The organism is Rhizobium sp. WYJ-E13, assembly GCF_018987265.1.
Taxonomy (GTDB): Bacteria; Pseudomonadota; Alphaproteobacteria; order Rhizobiales; family Rhizobiaceae; genus Rhizobium.
The window spans coordinates 1,130,896-1,151,008 of the sequence record NZ_CP076853.1 but is presented as its reverse complement, the minus strand read 5'-3'; the positions used below and the strand labels follow the sequence as shown (position 1 = coordinate 1,151,008).

The 20,113-nt window shown below is 59.5% G+C and carries 24 protein-coding genes and 1 pseudogene; 15 read left to right on the top strand and 10 right to left on the bottom strand.

All coding sequences use genetic code 11. From position 1 onward, the window contains the following. Positions 1 to 45 precede the first annotated feature (45 nt). On the bottom strand, positions 46 to 1,035 hold the full coding sequence (locus KQ933_RS05790) for an aldo/keto reductase (protein WP_216757767.1): 990 nt from the start codon (positions 1,033 to 1,035) through the stop codon (positions 46 to 48). A gap of 282 nt (positions 1,036 to 1,317) precedes the next feature. Further along, entirely contained in the window at positions 1,318 to 1,506 is a 189-nt protein-coding gene (locus KQ933_RS33335; protein WP_253958340.1) for a hypothetical protein, read from the bottom strand. Positions 1,507 to 1,896: 390 nt separating this feature from the next. On the opposite strand from KQ933_RS33335, the gene KQ933_RS05785 reads away from it, so the two are divergent. Then, on the top strand, positions 1,897 to 2,502 hold the full coding sequence (locus KQ933_RS05785) for a carboxymuconolactone decarboxylase family protein (RefSeq protein ID WP_216757766.1): 606 nt from the start codon (positions 1,897 to 1,899) through the stop codon (positions 2,500 to 2,502). Between the two features lie 31 nt (positions 2,503 to 2,533). Here the strand turns inward: KQ933_RS05785 and KQ933_RS05780 are convergent, their stop codons facing one another. After that, positions 2,534 to 3,505, bottom strand: coding sequence for an alpha/beta hydrolase (locus tag KQ933_RS05780; RefSeq protein ID WP_253958339.1), 972 nt, complete (start codon positions 3,503 to 3,505; stop codon positions 2,534 to 2,536). Between the two features lie 267 nt (positions 3,506 to 3,772). Between KQ933_RS05780 and KQ933_RS05775 the strand changes: the two genes are divergently transcribed. Beyond that, positions 3,773 to 4,195 (top strand): lipocalin-like domain-containing protein, encoded by a 423-nt coding sequence (locus KQ933_RS05775; protein ID WP_216757764.1) that lies wholly within the window; start codon positions 3,773 to 3,775, stop codon positions 4,193 to 4,195. Positions 4,196 to 4,299: 104 nt separating this feature from the next. On the opposite strand, the gene KQ933_RS05770 is transcribed toward KQ933_RS05775, so the two are convergent. Next, a complete protein-coding gene (locus KQ933_RS05770; RefSeq protein WP_216757763.1) occupies positions 4,300 to 5,187 on the bottom strand; it encodes a LysR family transcriptional regulator in 888 nt (295 codons plus the stop codon). A 124-nt stretch (positions 5,188 to 5,311) separates the two neighbouring features. Here KQ933_RS05770 and KQ933_RS05765 point away from each other — a divergent pair, with 124 nt between their 5' ends. Then, positions 5,312 to 6,151 (top strand): SDR family NAD(P)-dependent oxidoreductase, encoded by an 840-nt coding sequence (locus KQ933_RS05765; protein WP_216757762.1) that lies wholly within the window; start codon positions 5,312 to 5,314, stop codon positions 6,149 to 6,151. A gap of 147 nt (positions 6,152 to 6,298) precedes the next feature. Further along, entirely contained in the window at positions 6,299 to 7,309 is a 1,011-nt protein-coding gene (locus KQ933_RS05760; protein WP_216757761.1) for a ketopantoate reductase family protein, read from the top strand. A gap of 11 nt (positions 7,310 to 7,320) precedes the next feature. On the opposite strand, the gene KQ933_RS05755 is transcribed toward KQ933_RS05760, so the two are convergent. Then, a complete protein-coding gene (locus KQ933_RS05755; RefSeq protein WP_216757760.1) occupies positions 7,321 to 7,857 on the bottom strand; it encodes a serine protease in 537 nt (178 codons plus the stop codon). Between the two features lie 179 nt (positions 7,858 to 8,036). Here KQ933_RS05755 and KQ933_RS05750 point away from each other — a divergent pair, with 179 nt between their 5' ends. The 5 genes from KQ933_RS05750 (at position 8,037) to KQ933_RS05730 (ending at position 10,135) form a co-directional block, all read left to right on the top strand. Then, positions 8,037 to 8,183: a hypothetical protein gene (locus tag KQ933_RS05750; protein ID WP_216758973.1), complete on the top strand. Its 147-nt coding sequence runs from the start codon at positions 8,037 to 8,039 to the stop codon at positions 8,181 to 8,183. Between the two features lie 9 nt (positions 8,184 to 8,192). Continuing rightward, positions 8,193 to 9,113 carry a 4-hydroxy-tetrahydrodipicolinate synthase gene (dapA, locus tag KQ933_RS05745; protein WP_216757759.1) on the top strand — a complete coding sequence of 307 codons (921 nt, stop codon included), beginning with the start codon at positions 8,193 to 8,195 and terminating at the stop codon, positions 9,111 to 9,113. A 122-nt stretch (positions 9,114 to 9,235) separates the two neighbouring features. Continuing rightward, positions 9,236 to 9,421 (top strand): hypothetical protein, encoded by a 186-nt coding sequence (locus KQ933_RS05740; RefSeq protein WP_216757758.1) that lies wholly within the window; start codon positions 9,236 to 9,238, stop codon positions 9,419 to 9,421. Positions 9,422 to 9,444: 23 nt separating this feature from the next. Then, positions 9,445 to 9,708 (top strand): hypothetical protein, encoded by a 264-nt coding sequence (locus KQ933_RS05735; RefSeq protein ID WP_216757757.1) that lies wholly within the window; start codon positions 9,445 to 9,447, stop codon positions 9,706 to 9,708. A 124-nt stretch (positions 9,709 to 9,832) separates the two neighbouring features. Next, positions 9,833 to 10,135, top strand: coding sequence for a DUF1883 domain-containing protein (locus KQ933_RS05730; protein WP_216757756.1), 303 nt, complete (start codon positions 9,833 to 9,835; stop codon positions 10,133 to 10,135). Between the two features lie 18 nt (positions 10,136 to 10,153). Here the strand turns inward: KQ933_RS05730 and KQ933_RS05725 are convergent, their stop codons facing one another. Both KQ933_RS05725 and KQ933_RS05720 read right to left on the bottom strand, forming a co-directional pair. Then, positions 10,154 to 11,470 carry a replication-associated recombination protein A gene (locus tag KQ933_RS05725; protein ID WP_216757755.1) on the bottom strand — a complete coding sequence of 439 codons (1,317 nt, stop codon included), beginning with the start codon at positions 11,468 to 11,470 and terminating at the stop codon, positions 10,154 to 10,156. Next, positions 11,467 to 12,867 carry a DegQ family serine endoprotease gene (locus KQ933_RS05720; protein WP_216757754.1) on the bottom strand — a complete coding sequence of 467 codons (1,401 nt, stop codon included), beginning with the start codon at positions 12,865 to 12,867 and terminating at the stop codon, positions 11,467 to 11,469. The genes KQ933_RS05725 and KQ933_RS05720 overlap by 4 nt, the downstream gene beginning before the upstream one ends. Positions 12,868 to 13,145: 278 nt before the next feature. Between KQ933_RS05720 and KQ933_RS05715 the strand changes: the two genes are divergently transcribed. Then, on the top strand, positions 13,146 to 13,496 hold the full coding sequence (locus KQ933_RS05715; RefSeq protein WP_216757753.1) for a lysozyme inhibitor LprI family protein: 351 nt from the start codon (positions 13,146 to 13,148) through the stop codon (positions 13,494 to 13,496). Between the two features lie 6 nt (positions 13,497 to 13,502). Here the strand turns inward: KQ933_RS05715 and KQ933_RS05710 are convergent, their stop codons facing one another. Then, a complete protein-coding gene (locus tag KQ933_RS05710) occupies positions 13,503 to 13,961 on the bottom strand; it encodes a MarR family winged helix-turn-helix transcriptional regulator (RefSeq protein WP_216757752.1) in 459 nt (152 codons plus the stop codon). Between the two features lie 75 nt (positions 13,962 to 14,036). Here KQ933_RS05710 and KQ933_RS05705 point away from each other — a divergent pair, with 75 nt between their 5' ends. Continuing rightward, the gene (locus KQ933_RS05705) at positions 14,037 to 14,441 is read left to right on the top strand and encodes a GFA family protein (protein ID WP_113499652.1); all 405 of its coding nucleotides are present in this window, start codon (positions 14,037 to 14,039) and stop codon (positions 14,439 to 14,441) included. 58 nt (positions 14,442 to 14,499) lie between these two features. On the opposite strand, the gene ilvD is transcribed toward KQ933_RS05705, so the two are convergent. Beyond that, on the bottom strand, positions 14,500 to 16,338 hold the full coding sequence (gene ilvD, locus KQ933_RS05700) for a dihydroxy-acid dehydratase (RefSeq protein WP_216757751.1): 1,839 nt from the start codon (positions 16,336 to 16,338) through the stop codon (positions 14,500 to 14,502). Positions 16,339 to 16,659: 321 nt separating this feature from the next. On the opposite strand from ilvD, the gene msrP reads away from it, so the two are divergent. Both msrP and msrQ read left to right on the top strand, forming a co-directional pair. After that, positions 16,660 to 17,607: a protein-methionine-sulfoxide reductase catalytic subunit MsrP gene (gene msrP, locus KQ933_RS05695; RefSeq protein ID WP_216757750.1), complete on the top strand. Its 948-nt coding sequence runs from the start codon at positions 16,660 to 16,662 to the stop codon at positions 17,605 to 17,607. Continuing rightward, positions 17,607 to 18,266 (top strand): protein-methionine-sulfoxide reductase heme-binding subunit MsrQ, encoded by a 660-nt coding sequence (gene msrQ, locus KQ933_RS05690; RefSeq protein WP_216757749.1) that lies wholly within the window; start codon positions 17,607 to 17,609, stop codon positions 18,264 to 18,266. The genes msrP and msrQ overlap by 1 nt, the downstream gene beginning before the upstream one ends. Positions 18,267 to 18,275: 9 nt before the next feature. Here the strand turns inward: msrQ and KQ933_RS05685 are convergent, their stop codons facing one another. Further along, positions 18,276 to 18,704, bottom strand: coding sequence for a DUF2809 domain-containing protein (locus tag KQ933_RS05685; RefSeq protein ID WP_253958278.1), 429 nt, complete (start codon positions 18,702 to 18,704; stop codon positions 18,276 to 18,278). A gap of 118 nt (positions 18,705 to 18,822) precedes the next feature. On the opposite strand from KQ933_RS05685, the gene KQ933_RS05680 reads away from it, so the two are divergent. After that, positions 18,823 to 19,692, top strand: a complete 870-nt coding sequence (locus tag KQ933_RS05680) for a DUF817 domain-containing protein (protein WP_216757747.1) — start codon at positions 18,823 to 18,825, stop codon at positions 19,690 to 19,692. A 41-nt stretch (positions 19,693 to 19,733) separates the two neighbouring features. Further along, positions 19,734 to 20,100 (top strand): annotated as a pseudogene (locus KQ933_RS33330) (VOC family protein); the annotation flags it as partial. Between the last annotated feature and the right edge of the window lie 13 nt (positions 20,101 to 20,113).

The following is a 20,113-nucleotide window of genomic DNA, read 5'->3' as shown; positions in this document are numbered from 1 at the left end:
GGAATAAAGACAAGGGAAAGATACCCGATCCGGCTTTGGCCCTGTCTAGAAGCGACGCGGTGCTTCCGGCTTGTTGCCGACGATGCTGTCGATCCGCTCCATTACGTCAGCCGTCACCTTGTCCTTGTGCGAGAGGGCCGCGAGATTATCCTGCAACTGGCTTGCGCGCGATGCTCCAAGGATGACGGTAGAGACGTTCTTGTTGGCGAGGCACCAGAGAAGGGCGAGATGGGTGATCGACAGGCCGATCTCGTCTGAGAGCTTTGCAAGCTGGCGAACCTGTTCGAGCTGGGCGCGGCCGGCATCGGTGGACCATTTTTCCTTCAGCCATTCGTAGCCGGGCAGGTTCATACGGCTGTCGGCCGGTACGCCGTCATTGTATTTGCCGGTGAGCACGCCCGAGGCGAGCGGCGACCAGATGGTGGTGCCGAGGCCGATCAGGTCGTAGAGCGGCAGGTAGTCGGCCTCGACCTTCTGGCGTTCGAAGATATTGTATTGCGGCTGTTCCATGGTTGGCGGCGTGATGCGCAGGTCGCGGGCAACGGCATAGGCTTCCGTCAATTGCTGCGCGGACCATTCCGACGTTCCCCAGTAGAGAACCTTGCCCTGGGCGACGAGATCGTGCATAGCCCGGACCGTTTCCTCGATCGGCGTGTCGATATCCGGGCGGTGGCAGAAGTAGAGGTCGAGATAGTCCACCTGCAACCTTTTCAGCGCTGCGTGGCAGGCGTCCGTCACATGCTTGCGCGACAGGCCGCGTTGCGTCGGCTTTTGGCCGCCCCAGAAGACTTTGCTCGAAACGACGTAGCTGTCGCGGCTCCAGGCAAGCGACTTCAGCGCCTCGCCCATGACGATTTCGGACTTGCCGCTTTCGTACCCTTCCGCATTGTCGAAGAAGTTGATCCCATTGTCGTAGGCGAGCTTCATGAGGTCGACGGCGTCGCCGCCATTGACCTGCTTGCCGAACGTGACCCACGATCCGAAGGAGAACTCGCTCACTTTCAGACCCGACTTTCCTAAACGACGATATTCCATCATGCAGCTCCCATAGGTTATGAAAATGTACCGCCTGCTAAGCGAGGTCGGCGTGGTGTAATCAAGCGATTATCGATTTCTTGCACTCTATGTCACCGGCAGCGATATGCGAAGCTCCGCCATCACAGAAAACTGCGTCCTTTTGCATCACCTCAGCCTATCTGACAATATTGGATCGTTTTCAATGGCTTCAATGGCGAAATTCGTCTTTCCCTGGCCCGCTTCTCTAGCGATCCAGCGTTCAGTCAACTTCGGAGCTTCGTCTGGTGGCTCGGCAATTTGTCAATAACTGCAAGGCCTATCGTTGCCAAATCCACCCAGGCACGCCGGTCGGAGCCCAAAGTCGGCGCTTTGCCCATAGCCGACCGAGCCGGTCTGGATCGAACTATCCGGGCTCGTCGTGCAGGACGATGCCATGGCTATGACGACGACAGTTGCCCCGGCTGCCAACAGTTTTCGAAATTGGGACATTTTATCTACCCCCATACCGATAAACGACGACATCAGAACCCCATCACAGGCTCGTGCCATAGCCAAGCAGATAGGCTGGTCCGAAGCTCCGGGAACCGCGTGAGCAATCAAGATTTCGTCATTCACGGAGCCTGCAGAAATTTGTAGCCGCGTCTTAAGTCCCACCGGCTGCCAGAGCCGAGACTAAGCCTCATTCGCCCCTTTTTCCTTGAGCCTCACGGTCACTGCCACACTCTGACGGAACATCAGATCCTGCCATTACACCGCCAACGGGAAACCGGGCGACCGGCCAAGGTATCCGGCATCCATTTTGCGGAAAGCAATCGGCAGGCCGATTGATGTCATCAGGCGCCGCTCTATTCTCCCACTGGATCAAGGGAGGATCACGCCATGGCCTTCATTCATACCCCCGATGCATCCGCCAGCAAGAAGACGGCTTCGATGTACGCCTCGGCCGAAGCGAGCTACGGCTATCTGCCGAACATGTACCGAGCCTTCGGCCATCGGCCTGAAGTGATGGAAAACTGGGGGACGCTGCTTGCCAGCATTCGCGGCCATATGAGCCAGCGGCGTTATGAACTGGTCACGCTGGCGGCAGCCAGGGAGCTCAAGTCATCCTATTGCATGCTGGCCCATGGTTCCGCACTGCTGCGCGACGGTTTTACCAATGAAAGCCTTTCGGCAGTGGCCGGTGGCAGCGAGAAAGCGCCCATTGATGCCGTCGAGCGGGCGATCATGGATTTTGCTGCCAAGGTGGCACGCGATGCGACCTCAGTGACGCAGCAGGACATCGATGGCTTGAAGCGGCATGGACTTGATGACGCAGAGATCTTCGATGTCACAGCGGCAGCCGCCGCGCGCTGCTTCTTCTCCAAGATGCTGGATGCGCTGGGTGCCGCGCCCGATCATGCCTATGCCGAGCGGCTAGATCCCAAGCTGCGTCAGAATCTCGCCATCGGCCGGCCGATCGAGGGGCTGAATTCGGGCCACTCGTAAGAACTGCGATCGTGCAGTTCCGGATTGGTCCTTACTGCGCTGGTGGATCTGCAAAATGCGCGATCGCGAATTCGGCGATCTTCTGGCCCGCCTTGTCAGCATCATCCAGCACCGAGGGGAAAAGCTGCCATTGATGCGGCATTCCCGGCCAGACCTGCGTCGTCACGTCGACGCCCGCCTTGTGCGCCTTGTCGGCAAGCCGCAGCGTATCGTCGAGCAGCAGCTCGCCGGAACCGACCTGCAGCAGCAAGGGCGGAAAACCCGAGAGATCGGCATAGAGTGGAGAAATATTGGGATCCGTTGCGGAATTATTGCCGAGATAGGCCTTGCGCAACACGTCCAGCGCATCCTTGTCCAGCACCGGATCATTGGCGGCATTCGCTGTGACCGAGGCACCTGAGGCGGATAAATCGGTGATCGGGCTCAGCGCCACGACGGCTGCCGGCAGCGGCTGACGGGAACGCATCTGTCGCAACACGGCTTCGAGCGCCAGATTGCCACCAGCACCATCGCCGATCACCACGATATTTCCGTTGCTGTAGCCGCTGTCGAGCAGCCAGCGGTAGGCGGTGAGCGCATCATTGACCTGTGCCGGATAGCTATATTCAGGCGTCAGTCTGTAATCCATCAGCAACACATCGCTGGACGCTGCCTTGGCGAGCGAACCGGCGATCAGGTGGTGTGTGCGGATGGAACCGCTGTAGAAGCCGCCGCCATGGATGAAGAGGATCACGCGCCGGCCGATCGGATGATGAAGGCGCGCAGGCCAGACAAGTTCGGCATCGACGCCATCGGCATCGACATGCCGGATCTGGACGCGTGTCGGCTCCGGCAGCGATTCCATGAAACCGCGGAAAGCGGTGCGCCGATCCCGCAGGGTCTCCGCACCCTTGAAATGTTCTTTCCAGCGGGAAAGCAGCTTTTCGACCTGCTCCCTGGATGCCGGTGTTTGTGCCGGCATTTCCTGCGCCGATATTTCCAGCGGAAGGGTAGACAACATCATAGCTGCAAGCACTGACAGCAGCCCTTTGCGATATTCCATTTTCCACCGACTGCCAGCAGAAAAAAACGGCTTTCTCATTCGCCCCTCCGGCGCTGCTCTTCCTTCGTGCGGCGCATCTTCACCACTTCGCCACCGAGAGTCAAAAGGGAGTTTTGACTGATCGCCGGAAGCTTCTCCTGCTCTGATTGGAACATTGTGACCAGGAAAGGCTCCGGATTCATAGCCTGCATTTCTAGTTGTGCTAGACTACCTTAAGGAGGGGTAATCATGGACAGAGCCGCCCTTATCGGAACGTGGCGCATGATCTCGTGGACACGAACCGTCGTTGCGACGGGGAAAGTCAGCGACGCCATGGGTGCCGATCCCATCGGATATATCGCCTATCACGCCGATGGCCGGATGATGGCCTTCGTTGCCAACCGGCGCAGACCGAAACCCAACAGCAAAGCGCCCAACGACAGTGAAAAGGCCGCACTCTTCGATACGATGCTGGCCTATACGGCCGAATATACTCTGGAGGGCGACAAGGTGATCCATCACGTCGAGGCCGCCTGGAATCCGACATGGGAGCGGCCCCTTATCCGCCCGGTGCATATGGAGGGTGACATACTCGTCATCAGCGATGCACCCGCCACCGACCCGATAACGGGAGAGGATGTCGTCTACCGGCTGGAGTTCCAAAAACTCTGACGACTACAGCATCAGGCTTTCCGAAAATCGGCATCGATTTTCGGAAAGGCTGATGCGCAGATTCAAAGAGTTAGAGCTTCGTGCGCCCGAATGGACGCACGACGCTAGTCGCCGCGGATCGCGTCGATCACTGTGCGGAAGCCCGCCGAAATGTGCCGTCGGCTGGGATAGTAGAGATAAAGCGGCTCTTCCGGCTGGCACCATTCGTCCAGCACCTGAACGAGCTGGCCGCTTGCAATCAGCGGTGCCACCCTGCCCTCCCAGACATAGGCGAGCGCCACACCGCTGAGGGCGGCCGTTGTCATCAATTCATGGTCGTCAAGGGACAACGGACCCGTAGGATGGAAGGTGATGGCCTGGCCGTCTTTTTCGAAATTCCAGGGATAACGCGCGCCTGACGGAAACATGTTCTGTATGCAGATATGCCGCTTCAGATCATGCGGCGTTTCCGGCAATGGTCTCGTTTCGAGATAGGCGGGCGAACCGACGACGACGAGGCGCATGCGCTGCTTGATGCGAACTGCGATCATACCCTCCGTGACACGCTCACCGAAACGGATGCCTGCATCGAAACCCTCCTCGACGATATCCACTAGCCTGTCCGTTGCGGCTATTTCGAGCTGCAGATTGGGGTTCTTCATCAGAAGCGGCCCGATGACCTGACCGACGACGAAAGGCGCAATGGAATTGCCGACATTGATGCGGACCCGACCGAAAGGTGTATCGCGGAAGCGGTTCAGCGCATCGAGCGCGGCGCTGATTTCACCGAAGGCCGGATCGAGATGAGACCGGAGCAGTTCTCCGGCTTCCGTCAATGAGACGCTGCGGGTCGTGCGGTTCAAGAGGCGAATGCCGATGCGATCCTCCAGATTGAGGACGGCGTGGCTGATCGCGGAGGCGGTCACGCCCCTTTCCTCTCCCGCCTTGCGGAAGCTCTTGTGTCTGGCAACAGCGGCGAAAGCTGCCATTTCGGAAAGTTCGGTTGCCCTCATTACTGAATTTCACTCATCATAATCTCTCAAATAACAAACCTTATACATGAGCGAGATTTGCGTCAAATTCCTCTCCGTCAGCAACGAACTGCTGAAACAAACAATCTGACGAAAGGGAATTGCCATGAAAGTCTGGTTCATCACGGGTGCATCGCGCGGCTTCGGCGCGCTGATGACCAAGGGCGCTCTTGCCAGCGGCGACGCTGTCGTTGCGACCGCCCGCAACCCCAAGACCATTACCGAACAGTTCGGCGATCATCCGAACCTGCTTGCCGTCGCTCTCGACGTCACCAATGAAGACCAGGCCAGGCAAGCTGCTGCCGCCGCCGTTTCCCGCTTCGGCCGCATCGATATCCTCGCCAACAATGCCGGCTACGGCCTGCTCGGCGCCGTCGAGGAAGCCACTGCCGACGAGATCGAAAAGATCTACGCCACCAACGTCTTCGGTCTGCTGAAGGTCACCCGCGCCGTGCTGCCCTATATGCGCCGCCAGCGCGCCGGCCACATCCTGAACTTTTCCTCGATCGGTGGTTACTATGGTTTTCCCGGCTGGGGTGTCTACGGCTCCACGAAGTTCGCTGTCGAGGGTCTGTCGGAATCGCTGGCGACCGAAGTCGAGCCTTTCGGCATCAAGGTCACGATCATCGAGCCCGGCTTCTTCCGCACGGACTTCCTGCATGACAATTCGCTGGCAATCAGCCCAGCCTCAATCCCCGACTATATCGGCACACCGGCCGGCAACATGCGCGACTTCGCAGCCAGTGCCAACCATGCCCAGCCGGGCGATCCGGCCAAACTGACTGCCGGCATCATCGAAATGGTGAACGCCGCCAACCCGCCGCTGCGCATGCCCTTCGGCGGTGATACGGTCGCCAAGATCGAAGAGGAACATGCCAATGTCGAAAAGGAACTTGCCCAATGGCGCAAGCTCGCCATCTCCACGGACTTCGAGCAGACCGCCTGACCGACCTTTCCCACGACAACAAGCGCGCCCGCCGGCGCGCTTGTTTCATTTCGGCGTGAAGAGCGTTCAACAGGTCAAGATTTTCATTCGCCCCGGCGCTTCGATGGCCTATGTCTACCGCGTCATCACGAATAGGAAGAGGCAGGCATGCCGAACATATCCATCTGTACCTACGGGGCCGGTGCCCTTGGAGGCGCGATCGCCGTCAAGCTTGCAAGCCAGCTCGGCGACGATGCGATCATCTCTGTCGTGGCACGCGGCGCGCATCTGGAGGCGATCCGCAAGGATGGCATCTCCCTGCATGAAGCCGGTGCCGACAGGCTGATCAATGTGCGGATCACGGCAACGGACGATCCCACGACACTACCGCCGCAGGACCTCATCATCACCGGCCTGAAGGGGCATCAGCTCGGCCCGGCAGCGGAAGGCATGGCCGCGCTACTGAAGGACGATACGCGCGTCGTCATGGTGCTGAACGGCATTCCCTGGTGGTATTTCCATCGCGATATGCAAAGCGGCCATGCCGAACTGCAATTCGATGAGCTCGATCCCGGCGGCAAACTGTGGCGCCTGATCGGCCCGGAGCGGGTGATCGGCTGCGTGGCGATGCAGGGTGCGGAGGTCGTCAATCCCGGCGAAATCCGCCTTTCCAACAATGGCCGCTTCGTGCTTGGCGAACCCTCCGGCGACATGTCGGCCGATCTCGAAACCATTGCTGGTCTCTTCACCAGGGCCGGCCTCACTGTCTCGACTACGCCGCGCATTCGTGACGAGATCTGGAACAAGCTGACGGGCAATGCAGCCTTCAACCCGATCAGCGCGCTGACGCGAGCTTTGATGACCGATATAATGGCCGATCCTGCGCTTTTCGACATGGTCGGTAAAATTATGAACGAAGTGCGTGCTGTCGGCAGCGCTCTCGGCGCGACATTCAGCATCACCATCGAAGAAAGACTGCAGCAGTCGCGCCATATCGGCCCGGTGCGCACATCGATGCTGCAGGATCTCCTGGCCGGCAAAGCGCTCGAAATCGTGCCGCTCGTCGGCATGGTTGTCGCGCTCGGGCGCACCGCCAATGTGCCGACGCCTGTGTCGGAGGTCGTACTGGCGCTGGTGACACAACTCGACAGGGAAAACCAGCGCGGCGCGGCCCGCTGATTGCCGCTCTCCTACAGCAGATCCGAGGGATTAAAGCGTATACCGAAGCGTGCCTTCTCACCGGACCACGAGTAGATGCCGATCACCTCTCCGGTTTCGAAGGAAACCAGCGGGGCGCCAGCAGACCCGATATCGCCATCACAGCGATAGGCAATAACGGACTCCTCTCTGATTTCGCTGATGGTGCATTCGTCATCCATGGAGGCGCTGAATTCGGCGGAGCTCCCCTTGAGGAACGGCATAATCAGCCGGTCGCCGACAACAGGCGCCTCCGCACGAACCTTCAGGACCTGTTTTCCCTGAACAGGAGATGGCAGCGTCAGAAGGGCAATGCGGCGATCGGAAGAGCCCTCGCCACGCAGGACGACACTCACGACCTCTGGTTCGATGGCGCCGGCGAGGGCAATGCCCTGCAACCTGATATCGCTAAGCTTCGGTGAAGCTGGCGCCAATTCGCCCGGCACACAATAGCCGATCGTGGCTATCGTCCTGTCGTTAACGAGGAAGCCGGTACATTTCTGCCATTCGCGAATACTCTGCCGTGTCATGATGACAACAAGCGAATCTCCCGCGTTCTACTAATCTGCCGGCATGCGCATTCGCGAGCGGCTGCCTACACCCCTTTATGCAATTCCTATATCTTCGCTCTCCACCCCGAATGGATTTCCTATCGGACGTGGCAGTAGCCTTTGCCGCAACAGCAAAGGGTAGCGCCATGCGAGATGTCATGTCCCCTCAATACCTGCCGCTTCGCCCGCACCGGATCACGCGCGGCAAGCGGCAGATGCGCGAAAAGCGCACGGCCCAGGCGCTGATGGTGTTCGGCATCGTGCTCGCCTGCGTCGAACTCTATGTTATCCTGGGCTCGCTCTGAGACCCCATCATGAACAATGCGGGAAAACTGCGCCCAGGCGGCGCGATCACCGCGCTCGTCACGCCGTTCCGAGACGGTGAGGTCGACGGCGCAGCATTGGAGGACCTTGTTGAATGGCAGGTGCTGAGCGGCGTCGACGGACTCGCTCTCTGCACCGCGGCGGGTGAAGGACTGAGCCTTTCACCTCGGGAACGCCGCATGGTGCTCGACATCTGCATCCGGACCGCGGCGGACCGTATCCCGGTGATCGCCGCGGCCGGAACCAATTGCACCGAAAGCACGATCGCCCTGATACGGGACGCGGAAGAGTGCGGCGCCCGCGCCGTGCTGGTGACTGTGCCTTTTTACTCCAAGCCGGGGCAGAAGGGCATCGTCCGTCATTTCGAGCGTATTGCCGCAGCAACCAACCTGCCTGTTCTCATCGAGAATGCGCCGGCGCGGACGGCAAGCGACCTGACCATGGAAACGCTGGAGCGGCTCGCCGAGTTCGAAGCGGTCGTCGCGATCGTTGATTCGACCGGTGATATCGCCCGCTTCGCCAACCTGCCGCCGGCGCTGCGGCAACGCTTCCGATTCCTGTCCAGTCACGACGCCGCCGCCCTACCCTTTCATCTCTCCGGCGGCGATGGTATCCTGTCCGCAGCCGCAAATATCCTTCCCCGGCTCGTCACGTCACTGCAGAAGGCCGCTTATGGAAGCCATATCTCGGCGGCATTCGCGCTCAGCGACAGGCTGCTGCCGGTTGTGGCCGCACTCGGCCCCGAGGACGATCCTGCAAGGCTGAAATATGCGCTGCAGATATTGCGCGGCACGCCTTCGGATCTTCGCCTTCCGCTTGTGCCGATTGAGTCCGACAGCCGCTTTGCGATCGCCAAGTCGCTTGCCCCCTTCATCGGTTGCAGTGTCGCGCGGATGACGCTATCCATATGAGATTTTTATATTTTCGCTTGGCGCTCCAAATGGAAACCCTATCCGCCGGCATCTATCTTGATCAGCGTGACACCGCCGCGACACTCAAACGGCGGTTGAGTTAGACTTCGAAAGGACAAACGATGTCACGCCTGACTGATACTTATGCCAAGACTGACCCTCTGCAACGTAACGCAAGCGCCCATGCGGCCGCAGCCGATCCTTCCCATCCGCTCTTTGCCGGCCTTGTGGCCGTCGCACCCCGGCTCGGCGCCGTCATGGCCGTTGCCGGGCTCGTGCAGGTGAGCCTCCATCTTATTTCCCAGTAAGAGCCGGATCGAGGATCACGACAATGGCAAATGCACAGCAACGCCGGCAGATTTCGGCGCCCGTCACCACCCCTCCGGCCCGATTCACCGTCGGCCGCGACAAGGGCGGCCGCTGGATCGTCCAGGATCGCGAGGGGCTCGTCGGCGGTCTCTTCATCAATGAAGCTGCAGCCCTCCATTTCGCTGCGGAAGAGTGCAACCACAATCCAGATGATATCTGCCGCGCGACCGCAGGCATGGTGCTCGATTTTGCACCTCTTGCGCGCAGCACCGGCAATATCCACTAAGTACTGTGCCGTTCCTGCCATTTTGGCACAGCAGGAGCGGCAACACGGCGGAGATTTCCAACTTTTCCTTAACTGCCGTCCTGATAAAGTCCCGCATGCAGAGATTACATGTGCCGCGAGACCAATGCCGAAACCGAACTTCCGCTTCACCCATTACGATATCAAGGAACAGCGCGCCGGAACGATCATCGAGGTGTCGTTGAGCGCCGTGAACAATGTGCGACTGATGACGGCTCCCAACTTCCAGCGGTTCACCGAAGTGCTCGATTTCAAATATATCGGCGGCGTCGCGCGCAAGTCGCCGGTCAAGCTCGCCATTCCCGAAAGCGGCCACTGGCATATCGTCGTCGATATGGAAGGCCATCACGGGCTAGCGGATTCTTCTGTCAAGCTGATCGCCGCTCCGGCAACACAGAAGCGCGCCTGATATCAGCGCTGCCCGATTTCAGCGCGGATTGCGCTCCTTGCGAAGTTTTGCCCACCAGTCCAGCCGCTTGCGGATCTCGCGTTCGAAACCGCGTTCGGGCGGATCGTAGAAGGTCTGGCGGCCCATCTTTTCCGGGAAATAATCCTGGCCTGAGAAGGCATCCGGCTCGTCGTGGTCGTAGCGGTAGCCTTCGCCATATCCCTCGCCCTTCATCAGCTTTGTCGGTGCATTCAGGATATGCTTTGGCGGCAACAATGAACCGTTCTGCTTGGCGGCCATGGTCGCCGCTTTGAAGGCGGTATAGACCGCGTTCGATTTCGGTGCGGTCGCCAGATAAACGCAGGCTTCCGCTAAGGCCAGTTCGCCTTCCGGTGAGCCCAGATAATCATAGGCATCCTTGGCGGCGTTGCAGATCACCAGAGCCTGCGGGTCGGCAAGCCCGATATCCTCCACCGCCATACGCACTAGCCGCCGGCCGAGATAGAGCGGATCCTCGCCAGCATCGAACATACGGGCGAGATAATAGAGGGCGGCATCGGGATCGGAGCCGCGGACGGACTTGTGAAGCGCCGAAATCAGATTGTAGTGGCCGTCCTGCGCTTTGTCGTAGACCGGAGCTCGGCGTTGGACGATGCGCGTCAGGCCTTCGGTGTCGAAGGTTTCGCCTTCGCGGGCAGCACGCCAGACTTCCTCGGCAAGCGTCAGTACCGCGCGACCATCGCCATCGGCCATGCGGATCAGGCTGGCGCGCGCATCTTCCCTCAGCGGCAATGGCCTCTGCTCGACGGTCTCGGCGCGCTTCAGCAGTTCCTCAAGGCTCTCTTCGTCATGCGACTTGAAGGTCAGCACCCGGGCACGCGACAGAAGAGCGGCGTTGAGTTCGAAGGACGGGTTTTCCGTCGTCGCGCCGACGAGGATGACAGTGCCATCCTCCATGACCGGCAGGAAACTGTCCTGCTGGGCGCGGTTGAAGCGATGGATCTCATCGACGAAGAGCAGCGTCTGACGACCGTCCATGCGGCGCATGCGGGCCGCCTCGAAGACTTTCTTCAGGTCGGCAACGCCGGAGAAGATCGCCGAGATCTGTTCGAATGCCAGCCCCGCCTCGCCCGATAACAGCCGCGCAACTGTCGTCTTGCCGGTGCCCGGTGGCCCCCAGAAGATCATGGAGCCGAGAGAGCCGCTTTCGATCATCCGGCGCAGAACGCCGTCTTCACCGGTCAGATGCTCCTGGCCGGTGACTTCACCGAGTGTCTTCGGCCGCAGGCGATCGGCAAGCGGTCGCCGGCTGGCGACCTCTTCCGGAACTCGCGGCGCGAAGAGATCATCACTCATCGGAAGAACTGCCTGATACGCTGACCATCGCGCTCGATCTCGACCCTCCAGAGGCTGGGATCGGAATCGGCGATCTCCTGCAGGTCGCGGCTGGTTTTTACTTCGGCCCCATTGATGGAAACGATGATATCCTTCGGCTCGAAGCCGAGGCGGGAAGCGGGAGACCCGCCCTCCACATCGGAGATAACCACACCCGTCGAATCAAGCGGCATCCTCAGCTCATCTGCGACACGCGGCGAAAGGTTTTCCACGACCGCACCGGTAAAGGGCGTGCGTCCGCCGATCGTGCGCTGATCGCGAGGCTGGGTTTCCGGTGCGCGGGCAAGGGCAAGCGTTACCTGCTGCTCGCGCCCGTTCTCCATGACCGTTAGGTTGACCGACTTGCCAAGGCCAGCCGTCGTCAATCGATAAAGAAGCGCATCTGGATGTTCAACGGAGACGCCGTCGACGGCAGTGATCACCTCGCCCGCCTTGAGGCCGGCCTTGGCCGCCGGGCTATCCGCCGTGACCTTGGCGATCAGCGCACCGCGCGCCTTGTCGAGGCCGAGTGCATCTGCGACCTCAGAGGTTACCGGATCGAAACTCGCACCGATATAGGGCCGCTCGAAGGATTTGACGCCGGAATCGGCCGAGGTGAGGAAGACCTTGACGAGATTGGCAGGAATGGCAAAGCCGATACCGTTCGACCCGCCGCCGCGCGAGAAGATCGCCGTATTGATGCCGATCAGCTCGCCCTTCATGTTCATCAGCGCGCCGCCGGAATTGCCGGGATTGATCGAGGCATCCGTCTGGATGAAGAAGCCGAATTCGTTCTTGACCACCTGATTGCGGGCAAGTGCCGAAACGATGCCGCTGGTGACGGTCTGGCCGACGCCGAAGGGATTGCCGATCGCCAGCACGAGATCGCCCACTTCCACCGCATCGGAATTGCCGATCGGCAGCGCCGGGAAATCCGCCTTGCTGTCGATCTTCAGCACGGCGAGATCGACGCGGTCGTCACGCAGAACCACCTTGCAGGGGAACTCGCGACCGTCCGACAGCGCCACCTTGATATCATCTGCACCCTCGACGACATGATTATTGGTCACGACGGTGCCGTTCGCCTCGACAATGACGCCGGAGCCGAGCGAAGACTGCTTTTCGGAGCGGTTTGGCATCTGCTGGCCGAAGAACTGCTCGAAAAAGGGATCGCCGGCAAAGGGCGACTGCCGCTGAATGGTCTTTTCAGCATAGACGTTCACGACGGCGCCAGAGGTCTGCTTGACCAGAGGTGCGAAAGAAAGCTGCATCTGCATCTGACTTTCCGGCACGGTCTTGGTCTGCGCCTGAGCGTAGGCGGGCAGCAGGAGCGTCAATGCCAGAAGCGAAACGGAGGCGTGCTTGAACAGGCCTTGCATGGGAATCCTTTTGAAATGCTCTCACGAAAAATGTTGTAGCGCCCGACGCTAGAAAGGAAAGAGGGCGGAAGCATGGAAGACAAAGGCATCGTGGATTTGGCAATTTGAATCAGCAAAATCAAGCAGGTTACTGATATCTAAGCTCAAAAACGGGACACGCCCACCGAGCAGAGACATCATCTTGAAAGCGGCCCGGCGGGTTGATCCTTGCCATAGAACAGAGTTGCATCATCTTTGCCGTGAGGCCGAAACAGAGTGCCCTTACAGCTGGAGAGATTATGAAGACCGCCATCCTATCCGCCGCTATCTGCGCCACATTACTCGCTCTTGCACCGAATAACGCGCAGGCGGCGAGCTTCAATTGCGATGCGAAGGAGCTGCAGCCGGATGAGAAGGTGATCTGTGAGAACCGGCCGCTCAACGATGCCGATGTGAAGATGGTAACTACCTTCGAGCTGCTGTCCGGCCTGCTCGCCATGGGTGCGCGCGGTACGCTGCAGGACGAGCAGACCGCGTGGCTGAAGAAGCGGCAGGCCTGTGGCGCGGATGCCGCCTGCATTGGTGCTGCCTATGAGGAACGGTTGAAGCAGCTCGGCGAGACCTACAAGAACATCAATCGTCCGCTCTGAGGACGTTCACTCCTGATCTCCCCGGCCCTGGAAATCGACAATCATCTCGTTGATGAGGTTGGCGGCCTGGCGCAGCCGTTCTTCGCCATAGGTGGCACCGCGTTCGTTTGCCCATACCGCCTGGCGGGTGGAGATGTCGGCAAGCGCTTTCTTCCCTGCTTCGGTCAGCTCCATCAGCTTGGCACGCTGGTGGACCGGGTTGGCCCGGTAGGCAATCAGCCCCTCGCCTTCAAGAAGATCGGCGATGCGCTGTACGCCTTGGCGCGCAAGACCGAGCGTACGCGCTGCATCGGCCACCGACATCGGCGCGTGGTCGGCCGCAGCAAGCACCTGCCAGCGCGCACTGGTCTGCCCGGCAGGTTTGGCAAGCGCATCGCCTTCAGCCTGCAAGTGGGACGAAAGGCGGATCACCGCGATGGAGAGAGCAGCAAAGGCATCACCGTCAGGCGTACGTTTTCTCGTCATATTGACAACATATTGTCATACGTTGATAATGACAATATGTTGTCATACCATGCAACGATGCGCAAGGAGGAACACATGAAGAAGACCTATCACGGAAGCTGTCACTGCGGCCGGATCCGTTACGAGGCCGATATCGACCTTCAGGCAGGGACGGGAAAGTGCAATTGCTCGATCTGCTGGAAGCGCCGCTACTGGGGCGCCAATATCAAGCCCGAGGATTTCCGTCTTCTGTGCGAGGAGACCGGCATCAGCGATTATCAGTTCGGTACGCTCTCCGGCCATCACCGCTTCTGCGCCAATTGCGGGGTGGCGGCTTATGGCGATGGTTATGTCGAGGCGGTCGGCGGCGCCTATGTCTCGATCAATCTCGCCTGCCTCGACGATCTCGATCCCGCTGAGCTTGCGGAAGCGCCGGTGCAATATTTCGATGGCAGGAACAATAGCTGGTGGACCGTGCCGGCGGAAACGCGGCATCTCTGAAAATGAAAGAGCAGCTGACTCTTAATCAGCTGCTCTAACTAATCTGCAACAAGTCGGCTTATCGCGCGCTCAGGTCACGAACGGCGCCGCGGTCGGCACTGGTGGCGAAGGCGGCATAGGCCTTGAGCGCGGTCGAGACGTTGCGCTTGCGCGGCTCGGCTGGATGCCAGCCCTTCTGGTCCTGTTCGGCACGGCGGGTAGCAAGCTCCGCATCGCTGACACGCAGGCTGATCGTACGGTTCGGGATATCGATATCGATCATGTCGCCCTGGCGCACGAGGCCAATCGTGCCGCCATTGGCAGCTTCCGGCGAGGCATGGCCGATCGAGAGACCGGAGGTGCCGCCGGAGAAGCGGCCGTCGGTGATCAGGGCGCAGGCCTTGCCGAGGCCCTTCGACTTCAGATAGCTCGTCGGATAGAGCATTTCCTGCATGCCCGGGCCGCCCTTCGGGCCTTCGTAGCGGATGACGACGACATCACCGGCAACGACTTCATTGCCGAGGATGCCCTTCACGGCCGCGTCCTGGCTTTCAAAGACCTTGGCCGGACCGGAGAACTTCAGGATCGACTCATCGACGCCTGCCGTCTTCACGATGCAGCCGTCGACCGCCAGATTGCCCTTGAGAACTGCAAGGCCGCCATCCTTGGAGAAAGGATGCTCGACCGAGCGAATGACGCCGCCGACGCGGTCGGTATCGAGCTCATCCCAGCGGGCTTCCTGGCTGAAGGCAACCTGAGTCGGGATGCCGCCAGGAGCCGCGCGATAGAACTTGCGGACCGTCTCGCTGTTGGTGCGGGTGATGTCCCAGCGATCGATGGCGTCACCCAGCGTTTCGGCGTGAACGGTCGGGCAGTCGCGGTTGAGAAGGCCGCCCTTATCGAGCTCGCCGAGGATCGACATAATGCCGCCGGCGCGATGGACGTCTTCCATATGTACGTCGGACTTGGCCGGCGCGACCTTGGAGAGGCAAGGAACGCGGCGCGACAGCGCATCGATGTCGGCCATGGTGAAATCCACCTCGCCCTCATGCGCAGCCGCCAGAATGTGCAGAACCGTATTGGTCGAGCCGCCCATGGCGATATCGAGCGCCATGGCATTCTCGAAAGCCTGCTTGGAGGCGATCGTGCGCGGCAGGGTCTTCTCATCCTCCTGCTCGTAGTAGCGACGAGCGAGATCGACGATCAGGTGGCCGGCTTCGACAAAGAGGCGCTTGCGATCGGCGTGCGTTGCGAGCGTCGAGCCGTTGCCGGGCAGCGACAGGCCGAGGGCTTCGGTCAGGCAGTTCATGGAGTTTGCGGTAAACATGCCGGAGCATGAACCGCAGGTCGGACAGGCCGAACGTTCGATGACCTTGACGTCTTCATCGGAAATCTTGTCGTCGGCGGCAGCAACCATGGCATCGACGAGGTCGAGCGCATGCGTCTTGCCATGCAGGACGACCTTGCCGGCCTCCATCGGGCCGCCGGAGACGAAGATTGTGGGTATGTTGAGGCGCAGCGACGCCATCAGCATGCCGGGGGTGATCTTGTCGCAGTTGGAGATGCAGACCATGGCGTCGGCGCAATGGGCGTTGACCATGTATTCGACGCTGTCGGCGATCAGCTCGCGCGAGGGCAGCGAATAGAGCATGCCGTCATGGCCCATGGCGATGCCATCATCGACGGCAATTGTGTTGAATTCCTTGGCGACGCCGCCGGCCGCTTCGATTTCGCGGGCGACGAGTTGGCCGAGATCCTTGAGGTGAACGTGGCCTGGGACGAACTGCGTGAAGGAGTTCACCACAGCGATAATCGGCTTGCCGAAATCCGAATCCTTCATGCCCGTAGCGCGCCAAAGGCCGCGCGCGCCCGCCATGTTGCGGCCGTGGGTCGTGGTTCTGGAACGATAAGCTGGCATCGGTGTCTTCCTCAATCTCCAGGAATTGTCTGGCGATGCGGGGCGGCAAAAGGATTTGCGGACGCCGGGCAGTCGCTGCTTTTTGGAATTGTCCTAATCCAATCGGTCCTAGCTGTCACTACCGGGAACGCCCAAAGCGGTACGGGTAGCACCATCGGGCATATACGGACGCAAGCTCTCTTTTGTTACGGACTATTCCATCACGGACGAACACAAAAAATTGGCTTTTCGCCGCTAGGATTCAAGGCATACACACTGATCCAAAGCGCGCAATTTGCGTTTAAGATTCACGCGGGCTGCCCCGCCCAAGAGGAATTCGACATGCCAACCTATCGTCCGCCCAAAGTCCCTTCTTCCGAGATCACGCCGCGCGAGATTTATATGAAGCGCCGTGAATTTCTTGGCGCCGCAACACTCAGCGCCATGGCGCTCTACGGCGCCGGCAAGGCGAGTGCGGCGGCGCTTACGACCGTCAAGAGCAAGTACACGGTCGATGACAAGCTGACGCCGATCAAGGACGTGACCACCTACAACAACTTCTACGAATTCGGCCTCGACAAGGGCGATCCTGCAGCCCTCTCCGGCAAGTTCAAGCCGCTGCCCTGGACGATAAAGGTCGACGGCATGGTCAACAAGCCCGGCATCTTCGATATTGAGGCGCTGATGAAGGAGTTTCCGATCGAGGAGCGCGTCTATCGCATGCGCTGTGTGGAGGCCTGGTCGATGGTCATTCCATGGGACGGCTTTCCGCTCGCCTCGCTTCTCGACAAGGTAGAGCCGCAGGGCAGCGCCAAATATGTTGCCTTCGAGACAGTCGTGCGCCCCGAGGAGATGCCCGGCCAAGCCGGCTTCTTCCAGTCGCTGAACTGGCCCTATGTCGAGGGCCTGCGGATGGACGAGGCGCGCCACCCGCTGACGCTGCTCGCCGTCGGGCTCTATGGCGAAACGCTGCCGAACCAAAATGGCGCGCCGGTGCGCCTCGTCGTGCCGTGGAAATACGGTTTCAAGGGCATCAAATCGATCGTGCGCATCACGCTCACCGATCAGCAGCCGAAGAACACCTGGCAGGTCACCAACCCGCAGGAATACGGCTTCTACGCCAACGTCAATCCGGCCGTCGATCATCCGCGCTGGAGCCAGGCGACGGAGCGGCGCATCGGCGAAAGCGGCTTCTTCGGCGCCAATCGCCACCCCACCCTGCCCTTCAACGGCTATGCCGACGAAGTCGCCGGTCTCTACGACGGCATGGATCTCCGGGTGAATTTCTGATGGCAGCGTTTTCGCTCGCCATTCCGAAGCGCTGGCTGCCGGTATCCGTCTGGCTGCTCTATGGTGTAGGGCTCCTGCCCGCAGCTTGGAACTTCTATCTCGGCGCAACGGATCAGCTCGGCGCCGATCCAGTGAAGACCTTCGAACTCTTCCTCGGCATCTGGACCATTCGCTTTCTGATCCTGACGCTTGCGGTTACCCCTGCCCGGGACCTTCTCGGCTGGAATTACCTGCGCTATCGCCGCGCACTCGGCCTTCTGACGTTTTACTACGCTCTGATGCACTTCACCGTCTACATGGTGCTCGATCAGGCGCTGGACGTCGCTGCCGTCATTGATGACGTCGTGAAGCGACCCTTCATCATGTTCGGCATGGGTGCACTGGCGATGCTTGTTCCACTCGCGCTTACATCCAATAATTTCTCGATCCGCAGGCTGGGCAAGAACTGGATCTGGCTCCATCGCCTCATCTACATCATTGCCGCATCGGCAGCACTGCACTTTGCCCTGTCGACGAAGATCCTGGACCTTGAGCAATATATCTATGTCGGGCTGATCATCGCGCTGATCCTCTACCGTGCCTACAAGCCCATCGGGCGGAGCCGAAAGAGGGGGCAAGGACGGGCACGCGGACGAACCGTAGCATCATCAGCGTCATAGAGATCCGCGTTACGGCTCGAAAGACAATCGCCTGCGTGCGGGGTCAAGCGCATAGGCCGCAGCTATCCCGATAGCATAGGCCACAATATTCCAGACCGAGAAGACTCTGCCAAGCAGCAAGGCGCCGGCGGTCGTCAATCGAAACGCATCGAGCCAGGGCGTGTGATAGAGCCGGAGCAACTCGACGGCTATCGCAACGCATAGCCCCATGAGAGCGATTCCAGCGGGGCGAATGCTCCCAAAGAGGCCTGCGATGATAAATGCAAGCAGGACATAGACCATCGATCCCCAGAGCAGTGAGCCGCCGTATTTGACGATGAAGAAGGGAAGATCGGCCGCATAACCGAATCGCCTGAGTGTCAAACCGGAAATGATGATGAGCAGCAGGGCTGCGAGGCGCTGGGCATGGATGCGCCGAATAATCTTGTGTGAATTCAAAAAGGCCACCACAATTCTAACCGAGTTCCGCTGCCAATTTCCAATCATCAAGATATCAAGCTGTCGCCGTCACTCGGTAGGTTCGCACTGTTTCAAAACAGAGGTTGCTCGCCAGCATATGCCAAAAGTCGCCGCACTTCCGGAATTACTTCCTCTTTTGGACAAACATCTGATCGACCGGCCGGCCGATCTTCAACGCAATGGCATCGAACGCTTCATCGTCGAATTCTTCTATTTTGCCGTCAAGGAGGCCCGAGCCTGCCTCTTCGCAGGCCTGTTTTTTCTGTCGGTCTTCCTGGTCCCGCATGCAGGCATCATCGGTATTCCGCGTTATGATCTGCTGCTGATTATCGCTCTTGCGATTCAGGCTTGGATGGTCTGGGCAAAGCTCGAAACCATCGACGAATTGAAGGCGATCTCTGTCTTTCATCTGATTGGTTTTGCACTGGAGGTCTTCAAGACCTCAGGCAGCATCCAGTCGTGGAGCTATCCGGATTTCGCCTATGCCAAACTGTTTGGCGTCCCGCTTTTTTCCGGCTTCATGTATGCGGCTGTCGGCAGCTACGTCATTCAGGCTTGGCGCCTTTTTGATCTGCGCGTGAGACATCATCCGCCCTACTGGATGGCCGGGCTCATGGCATTGGCGATCTACGCCAACTTCTTCACCCATCACTATATCGGCGACTACCGTTGGTACATCGCCGCCTGCACGCTCGGTCTTTATGCGCGCACCACCGTCATTTTCAGGCCCTATGATCAGGACCGCAAGATGCCCCTGCTTTTCGCCTTCATCCTGATCGGCTTCTTCATCTGGCTTGCCGAAAACATCAGCACCTTCTTCGGGGTGTGGCGCTATCCGAACCAGATCGGCGCGTGGTCCACCGTGCATATCGGCAAATGGAGTTCGTGGTGCCTGCTGGTGATTATGACCTTCACGATCGTCGCAAATCTCAAGCACATCAAACACAAAATCCACGTGCCCGAATGATTCCCGAAACAGTCAGAGAACCAGGGCAAGGAGCGGGAAGCTTGATTGATCATATCACCGTCGCCGCGAGCGATCTCACAAAGAGCAGGCTCTTTTATGAAAGAGCTTTCGCACCTTGGGATATACATTGTCCTTCGGGAAGGAAAAGCTGTTCTAGGCCTTCGATATCGGCAACGGCTCCCTGTTCGAAATCCAGCAGGCCGTTAGCCCCCCGCCCCTGACACGCGTCCACGTCGCTTTTCGAGCCAGGAACAGGGCGGAAGTCGATGCGTTCTATCAAGGCGCTCTTAAGCCGGCGCGCAGGATAATGGCGCACCCGGCCCGCGCCCGGACTACACGCCTGATTATTATGCCTGCTTTATTCTCGATCCCGATAGCTACAACATCGAAGCCATGAACAATCAGCCGCTTAAGAAAGCTT